Annotated in this window: 29 protein-coding genes and 1 riboswitch; of the genes, 21 read left to right on the forward strand and 8 right to left on the reverse strand. The window is 62.4% G+C overall.

Annotation, left to right across the window (positions count from 1 at the left end; all coding sequences use genetic code 11):
• The first annotated feature begins 6 nt into the window (after positions 1-6).
• The 7 genes from VSX56_RS08360 (at position 7) to VSX56_RS08390 (ending at position 4367) form a co-directional block, all read left to right on the forward strand.
• Entirely contained in the window at positions 7-360 is a 354-nt protein-coding gene (locus VSX56_RS08360) for a YbaB/EbfC family nucleoid-associated protein (protein WP_339114225.1), read from the forward strand.
• Between the two features lie 4 nt (positions 361-364).
• Positions 365-964, forward strand: coding sequence for a recombination mediator RecR (recR, locus tag VSX56_RS08365; RefSeq protein ID WP_339114224.1), 600 nt, complete (start codon positions 365-367; stop codon positions 962-964).
• Positions 965-1321 (forward strand): TfoX/Sxy family protein, encoded by a 357-nt coding sequence (locus VSX56_RS08370; protein WP_350936329.1) that lies wholly within the window; start codon positions 965-967, stop codon positions 1319-1321.
• A gap of 58 nt (positions 1322-1379) precedes the next feature.
• The gene (gene fzlA, locus VSX56_RS08375; RefSeq protein WP_339114222.1) at positions 1380-2045 is read left to right on the forward strand and encodes an FtsZ-binding protein FzlA; all 666 of its coding nucleotides are present in this window, start codon (positions 1380-1382) and stop codon (positions 2043-2045) included.
• Positions 2026-3096 carry a tRNA epoxyqueuosine(34) reductase QueG gene (queG, locus tag VSX56_RS08380; protein ID WP_350936332.1) on the forward strand — a complete coding sequence of 357 codons (1071 nt, stop codon included), beginning with the start codon at positions 2026-2028 and terminating at the stop codon, positions 3094-3096. The genes fzlA and queG overlap by 20 nt, the downstream gene beginning before the upstream one ends.
• Positions 3097-3125: 29 nt before the next feature.
• Positions 3126-4067 (forward strand): DMT family transporter, encoded by a 942-nt coding sequence (locus VSX56_RS08385; RefSeq protein ID WP_339114220.1) that lies wholly within the window; start codon positions 3126-3128, stop codon positions 4065-4067.
• A gap of 105 nt (positions 4068-4172) precedes the next feature.
• Entirely contained in the window at positions 4173-4367 is a 195-nt protein-coding gene (locus VSX56_RS08390) for a hypothetical protein (protein ID WP_339114219.1), read from the forward strand.
• A 75-nt stretch (positions 4368-4442) separates the two neighbouring features.
• On the opposite strand, the gene VSX56_RS08395 is transcribed toward VSX56_RS08390, so the two are convergent.
• Positions 4443-5312: a branched-chain amino acid aminotransferase gene (locus tag VSX56_RS08395; protein WP_350936335.1), complete on the reverse strand. Its 870-nt coding sequence runs from the start codon at positions 5310-5312 to the stop codon at positions 4443-4445.
• Between the two features lie 150 nt (positions 5313-5462).
• Between VSX56_RS08395 and VSX56_RS08400 the strand changes: the two genes are divergently transcribed.
• The 6 genes from VSX56_RS08400 to VSX56_RS08425 all read left to right on the forward strand — a co-directional run bounded on the left by VSX56_RS08400 (position 5463) and on the right by VSX56_RS08425 (position 10450).
• The gene (locus VSX56_RS08400; protein ID WP_339114217.1) at positions 5463-5963 is read left to right on the forward strand and encodes a MarR family winged helix-turn-helix transcriptional regulator; all 501 of its coding nucleotides are present in this window, start codon (positions 5463-5465) and stop codon (positions 5961-5963) included.
• Positions 5963-6676, forward strand: a complete 714-nt coding sequence (locus VSX56_RS08405) for a response regulator (RefSeq protein WP_339114216.1) — start codon at positions 5963-5965, stop codon at positions 6674-6676. Before VSX56_RS08400 ends, VSX56_RS08405 begins: the two co-directional genes overlap by 1 nt.
• Positions 6677-6924: 248 nt before the next feature.
• The gene (gene petA, locus VSX56_RS08410; protein WP_339114215.1) at positions 6925-7485 is read left to right on the forward strand and encodes a ubiquinol-cytochrome c reductase iron-sulfur subunit; all 561 of its coding nucleotides are present in this window, start codon (positions 6925-6927) and stop codon (positions 7483-7485) included.
• Positions 7486-7496: 11 nt separating this feature from the next.
• A complete protein-coding gene (gene petB, locus VSX56_RS08415; protein ID WP_350936339.1) occupies positions 7497-8822 on the forward strand; it encodes a cytochrome b in 1326 nt (441 codons plus the stop codon).
• Complete coding sequence (locus VSX56_RS08420) at positions 8819-9631, forward strand: cytochrome c1 (RefSeq protein ID WP_350936341.1); 813 nt, start codon at positions 8819-8821, stop codon at positions 9629-9631. The genes petB and VSX56_RS08420 overlap by 4 nt, the downstream gene beginning before the upstream one ends.
• A gap of 72 nt (positions 9632-9703) precedes the next feature.
• Positions 9704-10450: an NYN domain-containing protein gene (locus tag VSX56_RS08425; RefSeq protein WP_339114212.1), complete on the forward strand. Its 747-nt coding sequence runs from the start codon at positions 9704-9706 to the stop codon at positions 10448-10450.
• On the opposite strand, the gene VSX56_RS08430 is transcribed toward VSX56_RS08425, so the two are convergent.
• Together VSX56_RS08430 and aroC are read right to left on the reverse strand one after the other, a co-directional pair.
• Complete coding sequence (locus VSX56_RS08430) at positions 10451-11110, reverse strand: TetR/AcrR family transcriptional regulator (RefSeq protein WP_339114211.1); 660 nt, start codon at positions 11108-11110, stop codon at positions 10451-10453.
• A 242-nt stretch (positions 11111-11352) separates the two neighbouring features.
• Entirely contained in the window at positions 11353-12456 is a 1104-nt protein-coding gene (gene aroC, locus VSX56_RS08435; RefSeq protein WP_339114210.1) for a chorismate synthase, read from the reverse strand.
• Positions 12457-12670: 214 nt separating this feature from the next.
• Here aroC and VSX56_RS08440 point away from each other — a divergent pair, with 214 nt between their 5' ends.
• The 4 genes from VSX56_RS08440 (at position 12671) to VSX56_RS08455 (ending at position 17389) form a co-directional block, all read left to right on the forward strand.
• Positions 12671-14002: a dicarboxylate/amino acid:cation symporter gene (locus VSX56_RS08440; RefSeq protein WP_350936344.1), complete on the forward strand. Its 1332-nt coding sequence runs from the start codon at positions 12671-12673 to the stop codon at positions 14000-14002.
• A 66-nt stretch (positions 14003-14068) separates the two neighbouring features.
• Positions 14069-14170, forward strand: a riboswitch (TPP riboswitch).
• Between the two features lie 39 nt (positions 14171-14209).
• On the forward strand, positions 14210-15196 hold the full coding sequence (gene thiB / locus VSX56_RS08445; protein ID WP_350936347.1) for a thiamine ABC transporter substrate binding subunit: 987 nt from the start codon (positions 14210-14212) through the stop codon (positions 15194-15196).
• Positions 15175-16710, forward strand: coding sequence for a thiamine/thiamine pyrophosphate ABC transporter permease ThiP (locus VSX56_RS08450; RefSeq protein ID WP_350936349.1), 1536 nt, complete (start codon positions 15175-15177; stop codon positions 16708-16710). Before thiB ends, VSX56_RS08450 begins: the two co-directional genes overlap by 22 nt.
• Positions 16694-17389 (forward strand): thiamine ABC transporter ATP-binding protein, encoded by a 696-nt coding sequence (locus VSX56_RS08455; protein WP_350936351.1) that lies wholly within the window; start codon positions 16694-16696, stop codon positions 17387-17389. Before VSX56_RS08450 ends, VSX56_RS08455 begins: the two co-directional genes overlap by 17 nt.
• 99 nt (positions 17390-17488) lie before the next feature.
• Here VSX56_RS08455 and VSX56_RS08460 read toward each other — a convergent pair whose 3' ends face one another.
• Complete coding sequence (locus VSX56_RS08460) at positions 17489-18619, reverse strand: S-(hydroxymethyl)glutathione dehydrogenase/class III alcohol dehydrogenase (protein ID WP_339114205.1); 1131 nt, start codon at positions 18617-18619, stop codon at positions 17489-17491.
• A 73-nt stretch (positions 18620-18692) separates the two neighbouring features.
• On the opposite strand from VSX56_RS08460, the gene VSX56_RS08465 reads away from it, so the two are divergent.
• Both VSX56_RS08465 and VSX56_RS08470 read left to right on the forward strand, forming a co-directional pair.
• Entirely contained in the window at positions 18693-19040 is a 348-nt protein-coding gene (locus VSX56_RS08465; protein ID WP_339114204.1) for a hypothetical protein, read from the forward strand.
• The gene (locus VSX56_RS08470; RefSeq protein ID WP_350936355.1) at positions 19040-19327 is read left to right on the forward strand and encodes an I78 family peptidase inhibitor; all 288 of its coding nucleotides are present in this window, start codon (positions 19040-19042) and stop codon (positions 19325-19327) included. Before VSX56_RS08465 ends, VSX56_RS08470 begins: the two co-directional genes overlap by 1 nt.
• A 36-nt stretch (positions 19328-19363) precedes the next feature.
• Here VSX56_RS08470 and VSX56_RS08475 read toward each other — a convergent pair whose 3' ends face one another.
• On the reverse strand, positions 19364-19798 hold the full coding sequence (locus tag VSX56_RS08475; protein WP_350936357.1) for a c-type cytochrome: 435 nt from the start codon (positions 19796-19798) through the stop codon (positions 19364-19366).
• Between the two features lie 387 nt (positions 19799-20185).
• On the opposite strand from VSX56_RS08475, the gene VSX56_RS08480 reads away from it, so the two are divergent.
• Positions 20186-20524: a DUF2794 domain-containing protein gene (locus VSX56_RS08480; protein WP_339114201.1), complete on the forward strand. Its 339-nt coding sequence runs from the start codon at positions 20186-20188 to the stop codon at positions 20522-20524.
• 1 nt (position 20525) lies between these two features.
• Here VSX56_RS08480 and VSX56_RS08485 read toward each other — a convergent pair whose 3' ends face one another.
• The 3 genes from VSX56_RS08485 to VSX56_RS08495 form a co-directional block, all read right to left on the reverse strand.
• Positions 20526-21383 (reverse strand): C40 family peptidase, encoded by an 858-nt coding sequence (locus VSX56_RS08485; protein WP_350936359.1) that lies wholly within the window; start codon positions 21381-21383, stop codon positions 20526-20528.
• Complete coding sequence (locus VSX56_RS08490) at positions 21380-22780, reverse strand: leucyl aminopeptidase family protein (RefSeq protein ID WP_350936361.1); 1401 nt, start codon at positions 22778-22780, stop codon at positions 21380-21382. Before VSX56_RS08490 ends, VSX56_RS08485 begins: the two co-directional genes overlap by 4 nt.
• 110 nt (positions 22781-22890) lie before the next feature.
• Entirely contained in the window at positions 22891-23271 is a 381-nt protein-coding gene (locus VSX56_RS08495) for a hypothetical protein (RefSeq protein ID WP_339114198.1), read from the reverse strand.
• A gap of 245 nt (positions 23272-23516) precedes the next feature.
• On the opposite strand from VSX56_RS08495, the gene VSX56_RS08500 reads away from it, so the two are divergent.
• Positions 23517-24167 (forward strand): carbonic anhydrase, encoded by a 651-nt coding sequence (locus tag VSX56_RS08500; protein WP_350936364.1) that lies wholly within the window; start codon positions 23517-23519, stop codon positions 24165-24167.
• Positions 24168-24198: the final 31 nt, after the last annotated feature.

Consider the following 24198-nt stretch of genomic DNA (forward strand, 5'->3'; position numbering starts at 1 on the left):
ACCCCGATGTTCAAAGGTATGGGCGGCCTGGGCGGTCTTGGCGACATGGCCAAGATGATGAAACAGGCCAAGGAAATGCAGGAACGCGTGCAGGGCCTGCAGGAAGAGATGCAGAAGATCGAGGTCACCGGTGAAGCCGGCATGGGCCTCGTGAAGGTGCGCGCCGCCGTTTCGGGCGATCTTCTTGGCCTCGATATCGACCCTTCGATCCTCGTGGCCTCCGAGAAAGAGGTGGTCGAGGACCTGATCATGGCAGCGATCAAGGATGCGCAATCGCGTGCCAAGGTCCGCGCGCAGGAAGAGCAGAAAAAGATGCTGCAGGATATGGGTCTTCCGGCCGATATGAACCTGCCGATCTGACCTGATGGCCGGGCCCCGCGACGAAATCGAGGCGCTGATTGCGCTGATGTCCCGCCTGCCGGGGCTCGGGCCGCGGTCCGCGCGGCGCGCCGTGCTGCACATGCTCACGCGGCGCGAGGGGCTGATGGCGCCTCTGTCGCGGGCAATGGGCGAGGTGGCGGCGCATGCCCGCGAATGCACCATCTGTGGCAATATCGGAACGGGCGAGATCTGCGAGATCTGCACCGATCCGCGCCGCGCCACCGGCGAGATCTGCGTCGTGGAAAGCGTGGCCGATCTTTGGGCCATGGAGCGCGGTCAGGCTTTCAAGGGGCGCTACCATGTGCTGGGCGGCACGCTCTCGGCGCTCGATAGCGTAGGCCCCGACGAACTGGGCATCCCCAAACTTCTCGACCGGATCAGCGCGGAGAACGTGACCGAGGTGATCCTGGCGCTCAACGCCACGATCGAGGGGCAGACCACCGCCCATTATATCGCCGAGGCGCTGGAGGCGCGCGAGATCAATGTCAGCACGCTGGCGCAGGGCGTGCCGATTGGCGGTGAGCTGGATTATCTCGATGACGGCACCATCGGCGCGGCGCTGAAAGCCCGCCGCAAGTTCTAGATGCCCGTCTCTCCGGATATCGAGCTGTTCCTGCGCGAACAGCTCGAGGGCCGCGTCCATACGAAGCGGATGTTTGGCGGCTATGGCGTCTATACGGATGTCAAATGCGTGGCCTTCCTGATCAATGACGCGCTGTTCCTGCGCCCCCTGCCCGAAATCGGTGCCTATATCGAGGGCACGGGCCACGATCCCGTCAAGGACAGCCCTGTGAAAGGCGCGCAGGGCTATTACCGGATCGACCCCGATCTGTGGGAGGACGGGGACTGGCTGATGGGGCTGATCCGCACGGCCCATGAGGCGATCCCCGCCCCCAAACCGAAAAAACCGAAAAAACGCCGCGAATCAGGCAAGGATTGAACAGTCCCGCATTCCCGCGTATCACCGGATCTGCCCCCAACCGCCAGAAGAGGTGAAGATGAACCGGCTCTACCATATGACGCTGTCGCCCTATTGCCGTAAGGTGCGCCTGACGCTTGCGGAAAAGCGGATGGAAGTCGAGCTGGTCGAAGAGCGGTATTGGGAGAAATCCAACGATCTGATGCGCCGTAACCCTGCCGGAAAAGTGCCGATCCTGCGCTATGAGGGCATGCTGATGACCGAAAGCCAGGCCATCTGCGAGTTCCTCGACGAGATCGCCCCCGAGCCGCGCCTGCTTCCGCAAGATGCGATGGGCCGCTACGAGGTGCGCCGCCTGTGCAGCTGGTTCGATGACAAGTTCAACGCGGAGGTCTCCGGCCCCATCATGAACGAGCGCGTCTGGAAGAAGGTGCGCAAGGAGGGCTATCCCGACAGCCGCACGGTCAAGGGGGGCCTGGCCGCGATCAAATACCATATCGATTACATGGACTGGCTCCTCAACGAGCGCCGCTGGCTTGCGGGCGATATGATGTCTCTGGCCGATTTCACCGCCGCCGCGCATCTGAGCTGCCTCGATTACATCTCGGATGTGGACTGGAACCGCTCGCGCAATGTGAAGGACTGGTACGCCAAGATCAAATCGCGCCCCGCCTTCCGCTCGCTTCTGGCCGACCAGCTTCCGGGGATGCGGCCCAGCCCGCAATATGCCGAGCTTGACTTCTGATCCCTATGCCCGGCTGAAGGAGCGCCTGAACGCACAGGCGCTGGCCGAAGGGTTCTCCAAGATGGGCATCACCCGCCCCGATGCGATCCCCGAGGCGATGGAGCGCCTGCGCGCCTTTGTCGAGGCGGGCTATCACGGCGATATGGGCTGGATGGAAGAGCGCATGAACTGGCGCGGCGCGCCCGATGCGCTCTGGCCCGAGGCGCGATCGGTCATCATGCTGGCCGAGACCTATACGCCGGACCATGACCCGATGGAGGTGCTGAACCACCCCGAACAGGGCGGGATCTCGGTCTATGCGCAGGGCAAGGATTACCATGATCTGGTGAAAAAGCGGCTCAAACGCGTGGGCCGCTGGCTGATGGACGAGGCAGCAACGCTGGGCGATGATCCGCAGATCAAGGTGTTTGTCGATACCGCCCCCGTGATGGAAAAGCCCTTGGCACAGGCGGCAGGGCTCGGCTGGCAGGGCAAACATACCAACCTTCTGGGGCGCGATCTGGGATCGTGGTTCTTTCTGGGGGCGATCTTCACGACGATCCCCTTGACGCCCGATGCGCCCGATACCGGCCATTGCGGCTCGTGCCGCGCCTGTCTAAATGCCTGCCCCACCAATGCCTTCCCCGCACCCTATCGACTGGATGCGCGTCGCTGCATCTCCTATCTGACGATCGAGCATAAGGGCCCCGTGCCCCATGATCTGCGCGCCATGATGGGCAATAGGATCTATGGTTGCGATGACTGTCTGGCCGCCTGTCCGTGGAACAAGTTTGCCGCCGAGGCGCGCGAGATGCGCTATCAAGGCCCCCACCGCGCGCCCGATCTGGCCGATCTGGCAGCCCTCGATGACACAGCCTTCCGCGAGCGGTTTTCCGGCTCGCCCATCAAACGGATCGGGCGCAACCGGATGGTGCGCAATGTGCTTTACGCGATGGGCAATTCCGGCAGGCGCGACTTTATCGGGCAGGTGCAGGAGCTTACGCAGGATGCGGATGAAACTGTCAGCGATGCAGCGCATTGGGCCTTGGAACAGCTGAAGAAAGCGTGCTAGCCAAGCTTAGTATTCCAAGGACCGCGCCCATGCCCGACAGTTCCGACGCCCAGCTTTCTCCTCTGACAGGTATCGTCCTCAAGACCGTCTCCGTGCTGGCGTTTATCGTGATGTCCTCGCTGATCAAGGCCACAGCCGATACGGTCCCTGCGGGCGAGACCGTGTTCTTCCGGTCCTTCTTCGCCATTCCGGTGATCGTGGTCTGGCTGGCCATGCGCGGTCAGCTGCGGGTGGGCTTTCAGGTCGCCAGTCCCTTGGGCCATTTCTGGCGCGGGATCGCGGGCACAGCGGCGATGGCACTGAACTTCGCTGCCCTCGGTCTCCTGCCCCTGCCCGAGCTGACCGCTATCACCTATGCCACACCCCTTCTGGTGGTCATCCTTGCCTCGATGTTTCTGGGCGAGGAGGTAAGGGTGTTCCGTCTGACAACCGTGGCCATCGGTCTGGCAGGTGTGCTGATCGTGCTCTACCCCAATCTGGGCGATCTGGGCGACACCTCGGATGCACAGGCCTTCGGGGCGATGATGGCGCTGACCGGCGCGCTTTGCGCGGCTCTGGCACAGGTCTTCATCCGCAAGATCGTGGCGACCGAGCGGACCTCGGCCATCGTCTTCTGGTTCACCATCACCTCGACCGTGCTGTCGCTGGTCACCATTCCCTTCGGCTGGGTCCTGCCAAGCCTGCGCGACACCAGCTTCCTGATCCTTGCGGGGCTTCTGGGTGGCGTGGGACAGATCCTGCTGACTTCGGCCTACCGTTTCGCGCCGGCCTCTATCGTCGCGCCCTTCGATTACGCCTCGATGATCTTCGCGCTTATCATCGGCTTCGTCTTCTTCTCCGAGATCCCCACCAGCATGACACTGATCGGGGCGGCTGTGATCATCTTTGCGGGCATCCTGATCATCTGGCGCGAGCGCCAGCTGGGCCTGCAGCGCGACCGCCAGCGCAAGGCCCAGACCCCACAGGGCTGAGCGTTCTTTGCGATCATGGTTTCCCGCCGATCAACCTTCGGGAAAATTAATTCCGATACGGACCTTTTTCGTGCTATGGTCACGGCGGGGAAGGAGGACCCTGCTATGACCAAACATGTTCTGGACCATATCCCGACACGCACCGACAACAGCCGCTGCCGCCGGTTCCTGAAGCTCGATCTTGACGGGCAGATGGCGCGCAATACCCGCGCCCTTCTGCAGCGCCCGCGCAAATCCAACGCACAGCAACGGGTGATGCATTTCATGCGGATCGCCCATCACGGGCTCGGCACTGTGTGACGCAAAGACGGGTTGACGCAAAGATAAAAGGCGCATCGGGGAGGATGCGCCTTTTTTCAATTGCGGGAGTGTCGATCAGCTGCGCACCAGCGCCTCATAGGCATCCGAGAGCGCCCGTGCCACCGGCCCCACCGTGAAGGTGGTCTCGCCGATCTGGGCCACGGGGGTCACCTCGGCGGCCGTGCCGGTCAGGAAGCACTCGTCGAACGAGGGCAGTTCCAACGGGTTGATCCGGCGCTCATGCACGGTGATCCCCTTCTCGCGCGCCAAGACGATGATGGTCTGGCGGGTCAGCCCGTTCAGGAAGCAATCCGCCAGCGGCGTGTGGATCTCGCCATCCTTGACGAAGAAGATATTGGCGCCGGTGGCCTCAGCCACATTGCCGCGCCAGTCGAGGAACAGCGCATCCGAGCAGCCCTTGGCTTCGGCGGCATGTTTGGACATGGTGCAGATCATATAAAGACCCGAGGCCTTGGCCTGCACCGGAATGGTGCGCGGGTCGGGACGCGCCCATTTCGCGATATCAAGCTTGGCGCCCTCCCATTTGGCATCGCCGTAATAGTTGCCCCATTCCCATGCGATCACCGCCACCTGCACCGGATTGCGCGCAGCCGATACGCCCATATCCAGCCCCGCGCCGCGGAAGGCCACCGCCCGCACATAGGCATCCGACCAGCCATTGGCCTCGAGCACCGCATATTTCGCGGCATCGAGCTCTTCCGGCGTATAGGGGATCTCCATATCGATCAGGCGGCCCGACTCGATCAGACGCTCCGAATGCGCGCGGCATTTGAAGATCTTGCCATTATAGCAGCGCTCGCCCTCGAAGACGGAGGAGGCGTAATGCATGGCATGGCTCAGGATATGGACCTTGGCATCGCGCCAGTCGACCAGCTGGCCATCCATCCAGATCTTTCCATCGCGATCATCATAAGCACCGGCCATTTCAACCTCCTGTCCTAGCTTACTTTTCATTAGTTGCGATATTGTGATCCATAAAATCACAAAATTACGCAAAACATGCCGATCCGCTACCAATCCATCCTTGGAAAGTCAACATCGTTGACGTAAACTCGGTAAAAAATGAGGTGAGACATGGCGGAAATCGGATCACAGGGCGGCGAGACCCTTCTGTTTCTGACCGACGAGCAATTGCGCAAAGGGATCGAGGCGATGTTTTTCGCCTATCGGGCCTTCACATCCGACCCCGACCGGATTCTCGACAAGCATGGCTATGGTCGTGCCCATCACCGCGCGCTGCATTTCATCAACCGTCAGCCAGGGCTCACGGTGACGGCGCTGCTGTCGGTTTTGGGGGTGACGAAACAGTCGCTCAACCGCGTTCTGCGCACCCTGATCGAGGATGGGCTGGTCGACAACCGCGTGGGCCGCAAGGACAAGCGCGAGCGCCATCTGTATCTGACCAATACCGGCCTTGCGCTGGAGCGCGAGATCTCGGATGCGCAGCGTGCGCGGATGCGTGCGGCCTACCGTCAGGCGGGGCCGCAGGCAGTGGCGGGCTTCCGTCAGGTGCTGGAGGCGATGATGGACCGCGAGCTGCAAGAGCAATACCAGACGATGAAAGACAACAGCTGATGGCCTATGATCCCGCAGCGCCCCATCTGCTGATCGTCGATGATGATGAGCGTATCCGCTCGCTCTTGCGCAAATTCCTGATGCGTAACGGTTTTATCGTTACTACCGCCCGCGATGCCGCCCATGCGCGCCGCCTGCTGGAAGGGCTCGAATTCAACCTGATCGTGCTCGATGTCATGATGCCCGGCGAGGACGGGATCAGCCTGACCATGGACCTGCACAAGACGCTGCGCACCCCGATCCTGCTGCTGACCGCGCGTGGCGAGACCCGCGACCGGATCGAGGGGCTCGAGGCGGGGGCCGATGACTATCTGGCCAAGCCGTTCGAGCCGCGCGAGCTGCTGCTCAGAATCAATGCGATCCTGCGCCGTGTGCCCGCCGAGACCGTCTCGGGGCCGAAATTCCTGCATCTGGGCGATCTGCGCTATGATCAGGACCGGGGGGAGTTGTGGGATGGCGAGGAGATCGTCCGTCTGACCGCGACCGAGATGGCCCTGATGAAGATCTTTGCCGCCCGTCCGGGCGATGTAGTCTCGCGCACCGATCTGATCGAGGAACTGGCCCGCGACCGGCCCGCCTCCGACGAGGCAGCGGGCGACCGCGCCATCGATGTCCAGATTACCCGCCTGCGCCGCAAGCTGGAGCGCGACCCCAAGGAGCCGCGCTATCTGCAGACGGTGCGGGGTCTGGGCTATATGCTCAGCCCCGATTGAGACCTCTTCACATTGTCTTGACCTAAATCAAGGCAGGGCAAAGCCTTGCCTGTGTATCGGATGCTAGAGGCGGAACTTTATGTTCCCGTAAAAGGGCATCGGTCTGTCAGGCCGCTGGCCTGCATCCCGCCCGAAGGCAGAGGCCCGAGGCCGCGTCTCCCGCGCGGCAGAAGTCTTTGGCCTTTCGGTCGGACGGCAGGGCGGGCAAAAGACAGGCACGGCACAGTCTAGGCAAGGGAGAGGAACGCGTGTCCCACTCAGACGATCACAAAGGCACCCGTAGGGACTTCCTTTATTTTGCAACCGCAAGCACCGGCGCCGTCGCCGCAGGGGCGGCCGCTTGGCCTCTGATCAACCAGATGAACCCCTCGGCCGATGTTCAGGCGCTCTCGTCGATCTTCGTCGATATCTCGGGCGTCGAGCAGGGCACGCAGATTACCGTGAAATGGCGGGGCAAGCCCGTCTTCATCCGCCGCCGCACCGCCGCCGAGATCGAGGCGGGCCGCGCCGTGCCCATGAGCGATCTGATCGACACCTCCGCCGAGAACGCCAACAAGCCCGGTGCCGATGCCGACGACCAGAACCGCACTCTGGACGAGGCAGGCGAGTGGCTGGTGATGATGGGTGTATGCACCCACTTGGGCTGCGTGCCGATCGGCAATGCCTCGGGCGATTTCGGCGGCTGGTACTGCCCCTGCCACGGCTCGCATTACGACACCGCAGGCCGCATCCGCAAAGGCCCTGCCCCGCGCAATCTCGACATTCCGGTGGCGAAATTCACCGATGATACCACCATTCAACTGGGCTGAGGGAGGAACCTATGTCCGGCATTCCCCATGATCGCTACACCCCCAAGACGGGGTTCGGCAAATGGATGCATTCGCGCCTTCCGGTGATCGGCCTCGTCTATGACACCATCATGATCCCCACCCCGAAAAACCTGAACTGGTGGTGGATCTGGGGCATCGTTCTGGCCTTCTGTCTGGTCTTGCAGATCGTGACCGGCATCGTGCTGGCCATGCATTATACGCCCCATGTCAGCCTCGCTTTCGCCTCTGTCGAGCACATCATGCGCGATGTGAATGGCGGCTATTTCATCCGCTACCTGCATGCCAATGGCGCCTCGCTCTTCTTCTTTGCGGTCTATCTCCATATCTTCCGCGGCCTTTATTACGGGTCGTATAAAGCACCCCGCGAGGTGACTTGGATCATCGGCATGATCATCTATCTGTGCATGATGGGCACGGCCTTCATGGGCTATGTGCTGCCTTGGGGGCAGATGTCCTTCTGGGGTGCCACGGTGATCACTGGCCTGTTTGGCGCGATCCCCGGCATCGGGCCGTCCATTCAGGAATGGCTTCTGGGCGGACCTGCGGTCGATAACGCCACGCTCAATCGCTTCTTCTCGCTGCATTACCTTCTGCCCTTCGTGATTGCAGCGCTGGTCGCGCTGCATATCTGGGCCTTCCATACCACGGGCAATAACAACCCCACCGGTGTCGAGGTCCGCCGGACCTCCAAGGAAGAGGCGCAGAAAGACACCCTGCCCTTCTGGCCCTATTTCGTGATGAAGGACCTCTTCGCGCTGGCGCTGGTGCTGCTGATCTTCTTCGCCGTCGTGGCCTTCATGCCCAACTATCTGGGCCATCCCGACAACTATATCGAGGCGAACCCGCTGGCCACGCCCGCCCATATCGTGCCCGAATGGTATTTCCTGCCCTTCTACGCGATCCTGCGCGCCTTTACGGCAGATGTCTGGGTGGTGATCCTCGTCAACAAGATCACCTTCGGCTTCATCGATGCCAAATTCTTCGGTGTGATCGCGATGTTCGGCTCGATCATCGTAATGGTACTGGCACCGTGGCTCGACACCTCCAAGACCCGCTCAGGCATGTTCCGTCCGGCCTTCAAGGTCTGGTTCTGGCTTCTGGCAATCGACTTCGTAGTCCTCACATGGGTCGGCGCGATGCCCACCAGCGGCATCTACCCCTATATCTCGCTGATCGGCGCGACCTACTGGTTTGCCTATTTCCTCGTGATCCTGCCGGTGCTGGGCCGCATCGAGAAAACAAAGCCCCTGCCCGCCACCATCGAGGATGATTTCAACGCCCATTACGGCCCCGACGCCGCGGAAAGGGGTCTGTGATGAAAATCCTTCTGATCTCTGCCATTGCGGCTCTCGGGCTGGGCTTTGCGGCCCATGCCAATGAAGGCGGCCATGTCACCGATATCCCCTTCAGCTTCGAGGGCCCTTTCGGCACCTATGACCAGCAACAGCTACGCCGCGGCTTCCAAGTCTATCGCGAGGTCTGCTCGGCCTGCCACGGGCTGAAATATGTGGCGCTGCGCACGCTCTCGGACAAGGACGGACTGGCCATGAACCCCGACTGGGTCCGCGCCTATGCCGCCGAGATGTCGGTGACCGATGCCGAGACGGGCGAGGAGCGCGCGGGCAAGGAGACCGACCATTTCCCTGCCAACACCTCTGCCGGTGCGCCCGATCTGTCGCTGATGGCCAAATCGCGTGCGGGCTTCCACGGACCCTATGGCACGGGGATCGCGCAGCTTGTGCAGGGCATGGGGGGCCCCGAATATATCTATTCGCTCCTGACCGGCTATACCGGTGAGGAAACCGAAACGGCGGGCAATGTCCTCTACGAGAACCATATCTTCCCGACTGGCGCGCTGCAGATGCCGCCGCCGCTGATGGCGGATATGATCGACTACGAGGATGGCACCCCCGCCACGGTGGACCAGATGGCCCGCGATGTGTCGGCCTTCCTGATGTGGGCGGCAGAGCCCAAGCTGGTGGACCGCAAGCGATGGGGTTTTGTGGCGGTGCTGATCCTCTCGCTTCTGACGATCCTGCTCTATCTTGCCAATAAACGGCTCTGGGCGCCTTACAAGGACCGTTTCCGCGAGGATGATTACCGCGAGCATATACCGGAAGAATAAAGATGCGCGTCCCTCGGGGCGCGCATTTTCCTTTTGGCACGGATGCGATAGGGTAGGTCAAAAGAGGATGCCATGCCCGAGAACCAACGAACCGCCCGCCTGTGTGTCCTGATCGACGCCGATAACATGCCCGCCACCCATGCCGAGGCGATCTTCGAGGAGATCTCGGGGCTGGGTGAGGCCAGCGTCCGCCGTATCTATGGCGACTGGTCCGCCCAGCGTCTGGGCGGCTGGGCCAAGAAGGCCAATACGCTGGGCCTCGTGGCCGACCAGCAATTCGCCAATACCAAGGGCAAGAACGCCTCCGATATCGCGCTGGTGATCGCGGCGATGGATTTCCTGCATTCGGGACGGTTCGATGGCTTTGTGCTGGTCTCGTCCGATAGCGATTTCACCCGCCTTGCACAGCGAATCCGCGAACAGGGGCTCGATGTGTTCGGCATCGGCGAGAAAAAGACGCCCGAAGCCTTCCGCAATGCCTGCAAACGCTTCATCTATGTGGAGAATCTGGGCGAGACCACGCCCGAGCCGGAACAACCCGCAGACCCGCAGGCCGAGGCCGCGCCGCGCCCTGCCCGTCCCGAGAAACCGGGTGCCAAGGAGGCCATTCCGCTGGTGGCTGCCGCCATGAAACGGATCGGGCTGGAAGAGGAGTGGTATTCGCTAGGCCAGATCGGCCAGTTCATCATGCAGGCCAATCCCGATTTCGATACCCGCACCTATGGCGCGGCAAAGCTGTCGGATCTCCTGCGCCAGACGGGGCGCTTCGAGGTGAAAAAGGGCGAGGGCAACAGCCTGCAGGTGCGCGATCGCGCCTGATTACGTCTCGCGGCACCGGCAAGCGGTGCCGTAGCGGGCGAGAAACATCTCGACCGCCTCTTTGATCGTGCGCTGCCGGCCTGCTTCCGAGATCGCCTCGGGGCAGCCGAATACGATCTTGGCATGGAGATTGGCTTTGCACAGTTCCAGAAACTGCTCTGCTGCAAAGTCGAAATCCTCTATCGCCAGCTCGCCCCGCTCGACCCCGCGGCGCATCAGCCCCGCCAGCTTTTCGCACACGACGACATGACCGGTTTCATAAAACCGCCGCCCGACCTCGGGGAAACGGTCCGCCTCGGCAACGCAGACGCGGAAGATATCGCGGCCGAAATCGGAAAACATATAGGCGGTCAACTCCTCCGCTGCGCTGGTCAGGACATCGCGGATCGGCGCATCCATCGCCTCTACAGGAGACATGGAGGCTTGTGCCTGCATCGCGCATTCCTGCTGGGCAAACACAAGAAAGAGCAGCCGTTTGTCCGACACGTAACTATAAAGCGTCGCCTTGGAGACGCCCGCCTCGCGCGCGATGTCATCGACCGAAGCCCCCTCGAACCCGTCGCGCAGGAACACCTTGCGCGCGCCTTCCAGCACCTGATCGAACTTGCGTCCGCGGCGGATACATGCGTCCTTAGCTGGCGCTTTACAGGAATTCGACATGGGACACCCTTTTTCCGTCAATATAGACAGAACGGTTTAGAGGGGAAAGGGGATCCATGTGCAAGGTTACTTTCCATGCACATCCGCAAGACAGACACGAATCGCATGCAGATTCGCCCTGCCTGCGGACAACCGCCTTCTTCTGTGGCACATCCGGTCAGTCGGCCACCCGAAACAGCATGCTCTGCAGCACCTAAAGCCTCGGTTCGCGCGAACCGAGGCGCCCGCGTCCCGGGCAAATGCTAGCGGCCGATCCGACCGCGCAGGCCACCGGTCTGACCGCGATCCATCAGCAGATGGTCGAGAATGACGCACGCGGCCATCGCCTCGGCCACCGGCACCGCGCGGATGCCCACGCAGGGGTCATGGCGGCCTTTGGTCACCACTTCCACGGCCTCGCCATCAAGGTTGATAGACTGGCGCGGTGTCAGGATCGACGAGGTCGGCTTGACCGAGAAGCGCACGATAACCGGCTGTCCGGTGGTGATCCCGCCAAGGATGCCGCCCGCATGGTTGGTCAGATATTCCGGCCCGTTCTCGCCCATCACGATCTCGTCGGCATTCTCGATACCGGTCAGATTGGCCGCGTCCATGCCCTCGCCGATCTCGACGCCCTTCACGGCGTTGATCGACATCATCGCCGCTGCCAGATCGGTATCCATCTTGGCATAGATCGGCGCGCCGAGCCCTGCAGGCACGCCCGTGGCCGTCACCTCGATCTTGGCACCGACCGAGGAATGCTGCTTGCGGATCGCCTGCAGGTAATCCGCCCATTCATCGACCACATCCGCATCGGGGATGAAGAAGGGATTCTTCAGGATCTGGCTCTCGTCGAAACGGGCGCGGTTGATGTGCTTCACCCCCATCTGCACCATGTATCCGGTGATCTTCAGCTCGGGCACCAGCTGGCGCAGCACGGCCTGCGCCACACCGCCTGCCGCGACCCGTGCCGCCGTCTCGCGCGCCGAAGAACGTCCGCCGCCGCGGTAATCACGGATGCCGTATTTCTGGAAATAGGCCAGATCGGCGTGACCGGGACGGAACTGGCGCGCGATCTCGCCATAATCCTTGGAGCGCTGGTCGGTATTCTCGATCATCAGCTGGATCGGTGTGCCGGTGGTTTTCCCCTCGAAAACGCCCGAAAGGATGCGCACGGCATCGGCTTCCTTGCGCTGGGTGGTCTCTTTCGACTGCCCCGGACGGCGACGGTCGAGAAAGACCTGAATGAACTCTTCCGAAATCTCGATGCCCGGCGGGCAACCATCGACGGTGGCCCCGAGCGCGGGACCATGGCTCTCGCCCCAAGTGGTGACGCGGAACAGATGTCCGAAAGTATTATACGACATGGGGCAGCTCCCTGATTACGCGCCAGATCCGGTTTGGGGGCATCAAAGCCCGATTCCAGCCTGCATAAAAGGCTGGCACCGATGTAGCAACTGCTTCCCCTCTAGGCAATCTGTGCGTTACCCCGCATGATAGGCAGGCTCACGGGTCACTCGGCGCTCGCGGAACGGGAGCCGCGCGCCACACTGGACCCATCACAACAGGGAGATCAGGCGCATGGCCAGCAAACGCATGTCGCTGACGACACAGATTATGACCGCTATGGGAGCGGGCATCGTATTGGGTGTGATTTTCAACCAGATCGGCTCGGATTTTATCTCGACCTATATTACCGGCGGCCTTCTGGCGATGATCGGCAAGATGTTCGTCAATGCGTTGAAGATGCTCGTCGTGCCTCTGGTGTTCTTCTCGCTCATCTGCGGGGTCACGGGCATCGGTGATATCCGCGTGCTGGGCCGTGTGGGCGGCAAGAGCTTCGCACTCTATATCATGACCACCGCCATCGCGATTGCCATCGCGATCCTCATCGCCAAAATCGTCGGACCGGGCAACGGGTTCACGATGGATGGCGTGGATACTTCGGGCGTCACCGCCAAGGAAGCCCCCTCGGTCTGGGATGTCTTTGCAGGTATCGTGCCCACCAATCCGGTGCAGGCATTCGCCAGCGGCGAGATGCTGCAGATCATCTTCTATACGATCATCCTTGGCGTGGCCGTCCTGATGCTGGGCGAGAAATCCAAAGCCTTTGTCGCGGGCTGTGAATATATGAACGAGGTGATGATGAAGATCGTCTCCATCGTCATGGCCTTCGCCCCCATCGGCGTCTTCTGCCTGATCACCAAAACCTTCGCCGAACAGGGGATCGACCTGTTCCTGCCGGTGCTGACCTATGTGTTGACCCTGACGGGGGCGCTGTTCCTGCATCTGTTTGTCACGCTGATGATCATCCTCAAGGTCTTCTCGGGGCTTAATCCCATCACCTTCATGAAGAAGATCCGCCCCGCGCAGATCTTCGCCTTCTCGACCGCCTCCTCCAATGCCACCATCCCCGTGACGCTACGCTGCGTGACGGAACGCATGGGCGCCAAGAACTCGGTCGCCTCCTTCTGCATTCCCTTCGGCGCCACCATCAACATGGACGGCACCGCGATCATGCAGGGGGTGGCCACGGTGTTCCTTGCCAATGTCTATGGCATCGATCTGGGGCTCGGCGGCTATCTGACGGTGATCGCCATGGCCGTTCTGGCCTCCATCGGCACCGCCGGTGTGCCGGGTGTGGGTCTGGTGATGCTGACCATGGTTCTGGGTCAGGTCGGCCTGCCGATCGAGGGCATCGCGCTGATCTTGGGCGTTGACCGTCTGATGGATATGATCCGCACTGCGGTGAACATCACAGGTGATGCTGTGGTCACCACAATCGTGGCCAAGACCGAGGGGCAGCTGGATATGGCGACCTACGAGAACCCGCTTGCCGGCACCGCCGATGACGATCTGGGCATCGACCCCGCCGCCGAGGCAGAGCTGGCCGAATACGCCCGCCCGCACTGACACCGCTGCACGGGGCGCGCGCCCGCGACACCTTGTCTGAGAACGCGCCCCGTGCAATATATCTGGCCCATAACCTCGGGGTGCCGGTGATCCGGCTGAGATGCCATTGGCGAACCCGTCGAACCTGAACCGGTTAGCACCGGCGGAGGGAAGGTCACGGGACGCACCCATTGCGCCCTCCTTTCCTGCGGATCTGGAGGAGCACAGATGAGAAGATCCCTTATTGGCTTGGCCTTTCTGGCAGGCATGGCAACCACTGCACAGGCCGAGGACACACCCGTCCTGACCGTCTATGAGCCCGATTATTTCACCTCGGAATGGGGCCCCGGCCCGCAGATCGAAAAAGGCTTCGAGGCGCAATGCGGCTGCGATCTGCAATTCGTGGCGGGCGATGTGCTCTCGCGCATCATGCTGGAGGGCAAGAACACCAAGGCGGATGTCGTGATCGGGCTCAATACCGACCAGACCGCCCGCGCCCGCAAGACCGGCCTCTTTGCGCCCTCGAACGAGGATAACTCGCGCCTGACCCTGCCGATCAAATGGACCGATGATACCTTCGTCCCCTTCAACTGGTCGGAAACCGCCTTCATCTACGACAAGACCAAGCTGAAGACCCCGCCAAAATCATTCGATGATCTGCTCAACGCCCCCGATGATCTGAAGATCGCCATTCAGGACCCGCGTTCCTCCGTGTCGGGGCTCGCTCTGCTGCTATGGGTGAAGGCCGTCTATGGCGATAAGGCACCCGAGGCTTGGGCCAAGCTGAAGCCCAAGGTGCTGACCGTGACGCCCGGCTGGTCGGAGAGCTATGGTCTCTTTACCGATGGCGAGGTGGATATGGTGCTGAGCTACACCACCTCCCCCGCCTATCACATCATCGCCGAGAACGATGATACCAAGGCCGCCGCCATCTTCCCCGAGGGCCATTATTTCATGGCCGAGTTGGTGGCCCAGCTGAAAAGCTCGAAACATCCCGAACTGGCACAGAAATTCATGGATTATGTGCTCTCGGATGATTTCCAAAGCATGATCGCCACCGCGAACTGGTCCTATCCCGCCATCATCAAGGACGGCTTCCTGCCCAAGGAATTCGCGGACCTGCCGCGCCCTGCAAAGACCATCTTCTATAGCGAAGACGAGGCCGAGGCCCTGCGCCAGCCCGCGCTTGACGAATGGCTCGCCGCCTTCCGCTGATCGCCTTCGGAGCGACTCTGGTGCCAGTGCTTCTGGTGCTCGGGCCGATCCTTGCGACCGCCCTCCATGGGGGCGGTCTCACTGCTTTGCGCGGATCGGACCTGCAGGCGCTCTGGTTCACCCTCTGGCAGGCGGCGCTCTCGGCGCTGATCTCCTGTGCGCTGGCCGTGCCGCTGGCGCGGGCGCTGGCGCGACGGCGGTTTGTCGGGCGCACTGTGCTGATCACCGCGCTCGGCGCGCCCTTCATCCTGCCGGTGATCGCGGCCATTCTGGGGCTTCTGGCGGTCTTCGGCCGCAGCGGGCTCCTCAATCACGCGCTCGGAGGGATTGGCCTGCCCACGCTCACCATCTATGGCGCGCATGGGGTCATTCTGGCCCATGTGTTCTTCAACCTGCCGCTTGCGACCCGCATGGTGCTGCAGGGCTGGCAATCGATCCCCGCCGAGCGCCTGCGCCTTGCCGCCACGCTCGATTTCGACGGGGCCGCGATGTGGCGCCATCTCGAACGCCCGATGCTGCGCGCCACCCTGCCCGGCGCGTTCGTGGCGATCTTCCTCGTCTGTCTGGGCAGTTTCGCGGTGGCACTGACTTTGGGCGGTGGCCCCTCGGCCACGACGGTCGAACTGGCCATCTATCAGGCTTTCCGTTTCGACTATGACACAGGCCGCGCCGCCAGCCTCGCGCTGGTGCAGGTGGCCCTGTGCCTGATGGCCGTGGGCATAGGGGCAAAGCTCTCGGCCCCCGCGGCCTTCGGCGCAGGGCTCGACCGGCCCGCCCTCTTCGCGCCCTCGACCCGCTTAGCGCAATGGGCCGATGCAACCGTCATCGCGGCCTCGGCCCTGTTCCTGCTCCTGCCCATCGCACTGATCCTCTGGCGCGGGCTTCCCGCGCTGGCCACGATGCCCCCGATGGTCTGGCAGGCCGCGCTGACCTCGCTCACCATCGCGCTCGGATCCACGGCACTGACGCTGGCATTGGCCCTGCCGCTCGCCCTTCACGCACCACGCCACCGCTGGACGGAAGGCGCGGCCATGTTGCCGCTTGCGGCCTCCGGTCTGGTGCTGGGCACGGGGCTGTTCCTGATGATCCAGCCCTTTGCCGCCCCCACCAGCCTCCTGATCCCCGTCACGCTGGTGGTCAACGCAACCCTGTCGCTGCCTTTCGTCACACGCCTCCTCCTGCCCGAGATCCACGCGCTTCAGGCCGATTACGACCGACTCGCCACATCGCTCGATATGGGCGGCGCAGCCAAGCTGCGGTTCCTTACCCTGCCGCGCCTCGCCCGCCCTCTGGGCTTTTCGGCGGGGCTTGCCTGTGCTTTCTCGATGGGGGATCTCGGCGTGATCACGCTGTTTTCCGATGGCCAGACCCGCACCCTGCCCTTGGCCATCTTCCAGCTGATGGGCAGCTACCGCCTCGATCAGGCCGCCGCCGCCGCGACCCTGCTTCTTACCCTCACCTTCGGGCTTTTCGCCCTTTTCGACCGGATCGGACATCATGCTGGCCCTCGATAACATCACCCTGCATCAGGACGACTGGAGCCTGTGCGCCGACCTCACAATCGGGGCAGGCCAGCATACGGCGCTGATCGGACCGTCGGGGGCGGGCAAATCCACCCTGCTGGCCGCCATCGCGGGGCTATTCCCTCTCGAAAGCGGGCGTATCCTCTGGCAGGGGCAGGATCTGGCCGCCCAGCCCACGGGCAAACGCCCGCTCTCGATCCTCTTTCAGGACCAGAACCTCTTTCCCCATCTCACCATCGCGCAAAATCTCGGTCTCGGCATCTCCCCGCGGCTGAACCTCTCGGCCGCAGACCGGGCGCGGATCGAGACCGTGCTCGAGGCCACGGGGCTTGCGGGGCTCGGTCCGCGCAGGCCCGCCGAGCTGTCAGGCGGCCAGCAAAGCCGCGCAGCGCTGGCCCGTGCACTCTTGCGCAAACGCCCGCTCCTGCTGCTGGATGAAGCCTTCTCGGCCTTGGGTCCTGCTCTGAAATCCGAAATGCTGGCCCTGACCCGCACCCTTGCGGCAGAGCACCGCTTCACCCTTCTTATGGTTACCCATGACCCCGAGGATGCCAAAGCGATCTGCCCGCAGACCATCCTTGTGGCCGATGGCAGCGCCGAAGCCCCGCAAGACACGGGCGCGCTGCTGGCCGACCCTCCTGCCGCCTTGCGCGCCTATCTGGGCTGCTGATCCTTCCAGCGTCCCCAAAATATCCTCAGGGGGTGAATTTGCGTGAAACGCAAAGAGGGGGCGCGAGCGCCCCCTCCCCGTCTGCCAGATAGACCGGCGTCAGTATTTCACGACCGCGCGGATCGATTTGCCCTCATGCATCAGGTCGAAGCCGTGATTGATCTCCTCGAGCGCCAGCTCGTGGGTGATCATCGGATCGATCTCGATCTTGCCATCCATATACCAGTCGACGAATTTCGGGACATCGGTCCGGCCCTTGGCGCCCCCGAAGGCGGTGCCCTTCCAGACGCGGCCCGTGACCAGCTGGAACGGACGGGTCGAGATCTCGGCGCCTGCCGGTGCCACGCCGATGATCACCGACACCCCCCAGCCGCGATGCGAGCATTCCAGAGCATCACGCATGACCTTCACGTTGCCCGTCGCATCGAAGGAGTAATCCACGCCGCCGATCTGGTCATCGCCCTTCTTGGTGAGGTTCACGATCTCCTGCACCACGCTGCCTTCGATCTTCGAGGGGTTCACGAAATGGGTCATGCCGAATTTCTTCGCCATCTCGGCTTTGTCGTCATTCAGATCGACACCGATGATCATATCGGCCCCGGCCATCCGCAGACCCTGAATGACGTTCAGACCGATCCCGCCCAAGCCAAATACCGCCGCGGTCGAGCCGATCTCGACGCCTGCGGTATTGATCACGGCACCGATGCCGGTGGTCACGCCGCAGCCGATATAGCAGATCTTCTCGAAAGGCGCGTCCTCACGCACCTTGGCCAGCGCGATCTCGGGCATCACGGTGTGGTTGGCGAAGGTCGAGCAGCCCATATAGTGATAGATCGGCGTGCCATCGAGCATATGGAAGCGCGTGGTGCCATCGGGCATCAGGCCCTGACCCTGGGTGTTGCGGATCGCGGTGCACAGGTTGGTCTTGCCCGAGCGGCAGGAGGGGCATTCACGGCATTCGGGCGTGTAGAGTGGGATCACATGATCGCCGGGTTTCAGCGTGGTGACACCCTCGCCCACCTCGATCACGACCCCTGCACCCTCATGGCCGAGAATCGACGGGAAAAGCCCCTCGGGGTCCGCGCCCGACAGCGTGAAGGCATCCGTGTGACAAAGCCCCGTGGCCTTGATTTCGATCAGCACCTCGCCCTTCTTCGGAGCGTCGAGTTCGACCTCCATGATTTCCAAGGGCTTACCTGCTTCTAGTGCAACTGCAGCACGGGTTCTCATCGGACTTCTCCGTCATATGGAATTTTGTCCGAACCTGAGGCACAATGCGATCAAACACAAGCAAGAGAGCGACATGTTGACCCGAGTTTACGCCTTCGCAGCCATTGCCCTACTGGCTGCCTGCCAGCCTTCGCAGCAAGAGCTGGCCCCGACCCCCATTCTCCCCGAATCAGCACAAGCGATGATTGGCGCGGCCGATACCGCAGACGGCCTGAACGAGCGCGAGCCCGACCTGTGCGGAGCCAAGGAATATTCCTATATTCTGGGCCAGCCCGAAAGCGCCATCGCCGGCCTGCCGCTGGGCGACAAGAAATATCGCGTCGTCCGCTGGCGCGGGGTCGAGGACCAGATCTACCAGCCCCACCGGATCGTGTTCCGCCTCGACGAGATGGGCAATGTCTATAACGTGGATTGCGGCTGATGCGCCGCAATACCCTCTGGGGGATCGCAGGGCTTCTGGCGCTGACGGCCTGTCAGAGCCCCGCGCCACAGCCAGAGGCGCCCGGTGATCTGCCGCCCGCGCAATGCGGGGCGGACCGGTTGCAGGACCGCATCGGTGCGCCGCTTGCGCGCTTCGATCAGGCCGACTGGCCTGAATCGCACCGCGTCGAGGCTCCCGGCAGTCTGCAGACGATGGATTTCCGTCCCGAGCGGCTAAGGATCCAAACGGATGCGGCGGGCACCATCACCGCACTGCTTTGCGGCTAGAAAAGCGGCCCCGGACCTCCGGGGCCGTTTCGCGTTTCAGTCCTTGAATTCCTTGTGGCAGGCCGCACAGGCGCCGCCTACGGCTTTCATGCCCGCCTGCACGCCCGCGAGGCTGGACGTATCCATATCCGCGGCGGCCATTTCCAGATCCTTGGCGTGCGAGGTAAATTCCTCCCAATTGTTCCAAATACCGGATTTGGCATCCGATTCGGGATCCTCGGCCTTGGTCTTGAACAGCTCCGGCAGCTTCTTGGCCTCTTCCTGCATCGCCTGCGCGGCCGAGCCCGCGATATCGGCATTGAAATCGGATTTCTTCTTGGCCATGTCCCCGAGGATGTTGCTGGACTGGCGCAGCTCGTGCATACCGTCCTGCCACGCTTTCACGGTGGGGTCGGCCGCATCGGCATTGGCAATCGCAACCGATCCGATCACTGTAAGAATGGCGACAGGGGCTTTGATGTAATGGTGCATATCCGCTCCTTTTCTGAAATCCCGTGAGATCAAGATAGCTCACCCCTGCGCGAGGGCGACATCACAATCGGTCCATCACCCACGCAAAAGCTGAGAGCTTCAATCGCATCCGGTGTCATCGCTAGGGGGAAAACTGCTCCGGCATCGCCGACTGGGTGGGGGCTGTTGCGTGCGACACCGGAGCAGAGCGTTTGCTTTCGCTATCGCTATTTCTGACAGCAGATCAGGGCGGCATGTGGGGAGGATTAAGGTCATTTCACGTTTGGATCACGGCTAAACCGTGAATTGATTAAGGCCGTTTAGGGCCTGTTCACGATGCTGTTCGCAGCTCGCGTTCCTTTTGGCGTGACGATTGCGTAAAATTCAAACTAGTGGCAGGCTGGGTCCATGACAGTGCAGAATATGCCGCCTCTTCCGGGAGGCACGCCCCAAATCGCCTTTGACCGCCGCGAGCTTTCGGTGATCCTGTCCGTCTACGGGCGCATGGTCGCCGCGGGCGAATGGCGCGATTACGGGATGAGCTTCCTCAGGGATGTCGCGATTTTCTCGGTGTTCCGGCGGGCGGCGGAATTTCCGATCTACCGGATAGAGAAACGTCCCGCCCTGCGCAACAAACAGGGAATGTATTCGGTCATCGGGATGGACGGGCGGATCCTCAAGCGCGGTCACGACCTTGCGCAGGTGCTGCAAGTGCTTGAGCGCAAGCTGATCCGCCCGATCGACTGAATTACAGGCGCCGCTTGCGCCCGAGATAGGCCCCCTCGCCCGCAGCTTCGATCCGCGCCATCGTCTCCTGGATCGGCTCGTGGCTCACCGCCATCGCATGGCCGTTGGCATGGACCAGCTGCGTCTCGCTCACCGCCATCGCCACATGCCCCTTCCAGAAGAGCAGATCGCCACGCTGGATCGGAGTCTCGTCCAGAAGCTCCTGACCGAAGCTTTTCCATTGCAGGTCGCTATCGCCCGGACAGGCAATCCCGCAGCCCGCAAACGCCGCCTGCACCAACCCCGAACAATCGATCCCGTCATAACCGTTGCCGCCCCAGAGATAGGGCGCCCCCAGCAGGCGCTCGGCCACAGTGGCAGGGTCGCTTTCCGGTTGGTCCAGCGGGCGCAGATGCGGTCGGGGCACGAACCCCTCCTCGGTCACCGCAAACGGTCCCTCCTCGCGCAGAACCGTCAGCGTCGCCCCCATCGACAGCGCCATGACCTCGCCACGCTTGATGGAGGCCTCGCAATAGATATGGGTCGCGGGCGCCCGCACGATATGGGTGGCGGCCCTGGCCTCCCCCAGAGCAGGCAGCCCGACCCAGCCGCAATAGCCATCGGCCTCGGCCTGCACGAAGGCCCAACCGGCACGCTCGTCGACCGCGGTCACCGAAGCACCGAACAGAAGCTGCCGGTCGCGCGCGCCCTCGGGCGCATCGCACAGATCGACCACCGGCACGACCACCCGCGCGGGCCGCCCGTCGGTAAAGCTGATCGCCTCGACCTCCCCCGTAAGGCTGCGCAGGGCGACCGATCCCGAATAGGGCGTCAGCCGCCGGTCACGCCCCGCCAGCGGGTCACATCCGGCAGGGGTCATGCGCCGAGCCCCAGCACATCCTGCAAGCTGGCCAGAATGGCGCGCGCGCCCTGACCCACCCCGCCCTTCGGACGGCCCGGCATCGCGGAGGGCTGCCAGCCATAGATATCGAAATGGGCAAACCGCTCGGTTTCGGTCACGAAGCGGCGCAGGAACAGCGCCGCCGTGATAGAGCCTGCCATGCCGCCTGCGGGCGCATTGTCGATATCGGCGATCCCCGGTTCGATCTTCTCCTCGTAGGGTTCCCAGAACGGCATCCGCCAAAGCGGATCGGCGACCTGCTTGGCCGCTCCCGCCAGTGCCGCGGCCAGCGCCTCGTCATCGGTATAGAAGGGCGGCACATCCGGCCCCAGCGCCACACGGGCCGCACCGGTCAGCGTGGCCATGCACAGGATCAGATCGGGGCTTTCCTCATCGGCATAGGCCAGCGCATCGGCCAGAACCAGACGCCCCTCGGCATCGGTATTATTGATCTCGACCGTCAGCCCTTTGCGGGAGGTATAGATATCCTGCGGACGGAACGCATCCCCCGACACCGCATTCTCGACCGCAGGCACCAGCACCCGCAAGCGCAGCGGCAGTTTCAGCGCCATAATCATATGCGCAAGCCCCAGCACGGTGGCCGCGCCGCCCATATCCTTCTTCATCAACCCCATCGAGCTACCGGGCTTGAGGTTCAGACCACCGGTATCAAAGCAGACCCCCTTGCCGACAAGCGTTAGCTCCGGCCCCTCGCTGCCCCAGCGCATTTCCACAAGACGCGGCGCGCGCGGACTGGCCTGACCTACCGTGTAGACGAGCGGGAACCCCCTCTCGAGAAGCTTCTCGCCCACGATGGAGTTGATCTCGGCACCGTGGCAATCGGCGAGATCCTTGATCGCGCGCTCGAGCTCGGCTGGCCCCATATCATTGGCGGGCGTGTTGATCAGATCACGGGTCAGCGCCTCGCCTGCGGCAATCGCCTCGAGGCGCGCCGCATCCACCCCTGCGGGACAGACGAGCCGCGCCTTGGGAACCGGGGCTTTGGCATAGAGATCATAGGCATAGCCCGCCAGAAGCCAGCCGAGGGCTGCCTCTTCCAGCTGGTCCTCCGCAAGCCCCGTGATGGACCAGACCCCTTCGGGCAGCGCATGAGCGGCGCGCGCCAGAGGGAACCGGCTACGGGCCCGCGTGGCATTACTGCCCCAGCCAAAGAGCGCCGCAGCGATACCGCCCTCTGCGGAGGGCAGCACACAGACCTGCCCCAGCGCCCCGCTGAAACCCTGCGCCCTGGCCCAAGCGGCCTGTGCCGGCGTCAGCGCCTCGGGCAGCGGCCCTTCGGTCACATAAAGCGGCAATGGCGCATCGGCTGTGGCAAAACGCATGGCAGGGCGGTCGGGCAAGATAGGCAAGGACATCTGACTTTCCGGATCATTTAAGTTGATCCCTAGCCTAGTCTGCTGCACGCCACCCGCAAGGGGTAGCCCGCATGCACCACCACCCGATCACGCGGCTTTGCGAAAGCATCTCAGATGCTCATATCTTCCAGATCCCAGACCTCGCTCAGGGAGCGGTCACCGATCCGCATCAGCCGCGACAGGACAGCCCGCGTGGCCACCATATCCTTCCGGCGCATACAGTCGCGCAGATCGCGCGTGACCTGTTCGAGCTTGGTCATCCCCACCTGACGAGCCAGCGGAATCAGCGCGGTCACGGCCTCGTCGAAGGCGTCCAGCTCGTTTTTCTGGACAGCAGCATCAATCGCGACCATGTGCATCGCGAGATCCTCGATTGCGCTGGCCATCAACCGTTCTGCCGCCTGCTGTCCCAACTGGGCATAGAGCGCGACGATCCGGGCCTGTTCAATCCGCACCGACTCATTGCAGCGCAACTTCATAACATTTGCCAAACTGGCACCCTCCGCATTGCGTCGGGTCACATCGTAACGGCCATGCAAACACACGCATGGCTCCCATGACCCCTTCACGGCAGGTAAAGCCTGCCCCCAACGACCCCCACGGTCGCGTTCACCTTGGCGCATAGGTCTCAAGAAATGCTTTCATAATTAGGAAAAACTCTGCCTAATTACGGGAATTTTGCTCGAACTCCGGTTTTTTCAGGTCTAAGTAGGTGCAAATCATATAGGGGATGATCATGAGGGAACGTGTAAAACTGTTGCCGCCTACTCTGGTTCAACGCTTTCACGGCTGGAAAGCCACCACCTATTCCGAGAATTCGGTCTGGTACAAGAAGCTCGCGGACGAGGGTCAGCGCCCGCGCGCGATGGTGATCTCGTGCTGTGATTCGCGCGTGCACGTCACCTCGATCTTCGGCGCGGATTCAGGCGAATTCTTCATTCACCGCAATATCGCCAATCTCGTGCCGCCCTACGAGCTCGATGGCGAGCATCACGGCACCTCGGCGGCGGTAGAATATGCCGTGCAGGCGCTCAAAGTCTCGCATCTGATCGTGCTGGGTCACTCCAAATGCGGCGGTGTCGCAGGCTGCAATTCCATGTGCACGGGGCATGCCCCCGAACTCGAGGAGAAGACCTCCTTCGTCGGCGCGTGGCTGAACCTGCTGCGTCCGGGTTTCGAGCGGGTCAAGGATCTGCCCGAAGAGGAACGAATCACGGCGCTCGAAAAGGAAGCCGTCATGGTCAGCCTCGAGAACCTGATGACGTTCCCCTTCGTCACCTCGGCCGTCGAATCGGGTCAGATGACGCTGCACGGACTGTGGCATGACATCGGCAGCGGCAATCTGTGCCAATACAACCCCAACACGAATGGCTTCGAGAACGTTTGAAGCGATTTTAATAAAAAAGACTAAGCGCGCT

Source organism: Thioclava kandeliae, assembly GCF_040297545.1.
GTDB lineage: Bacteria > Pseudomonadota > Alphaproteobacteria > Rhodobacterales > Rhodobacteraceae > Thioclava > Thioclava kandeliae.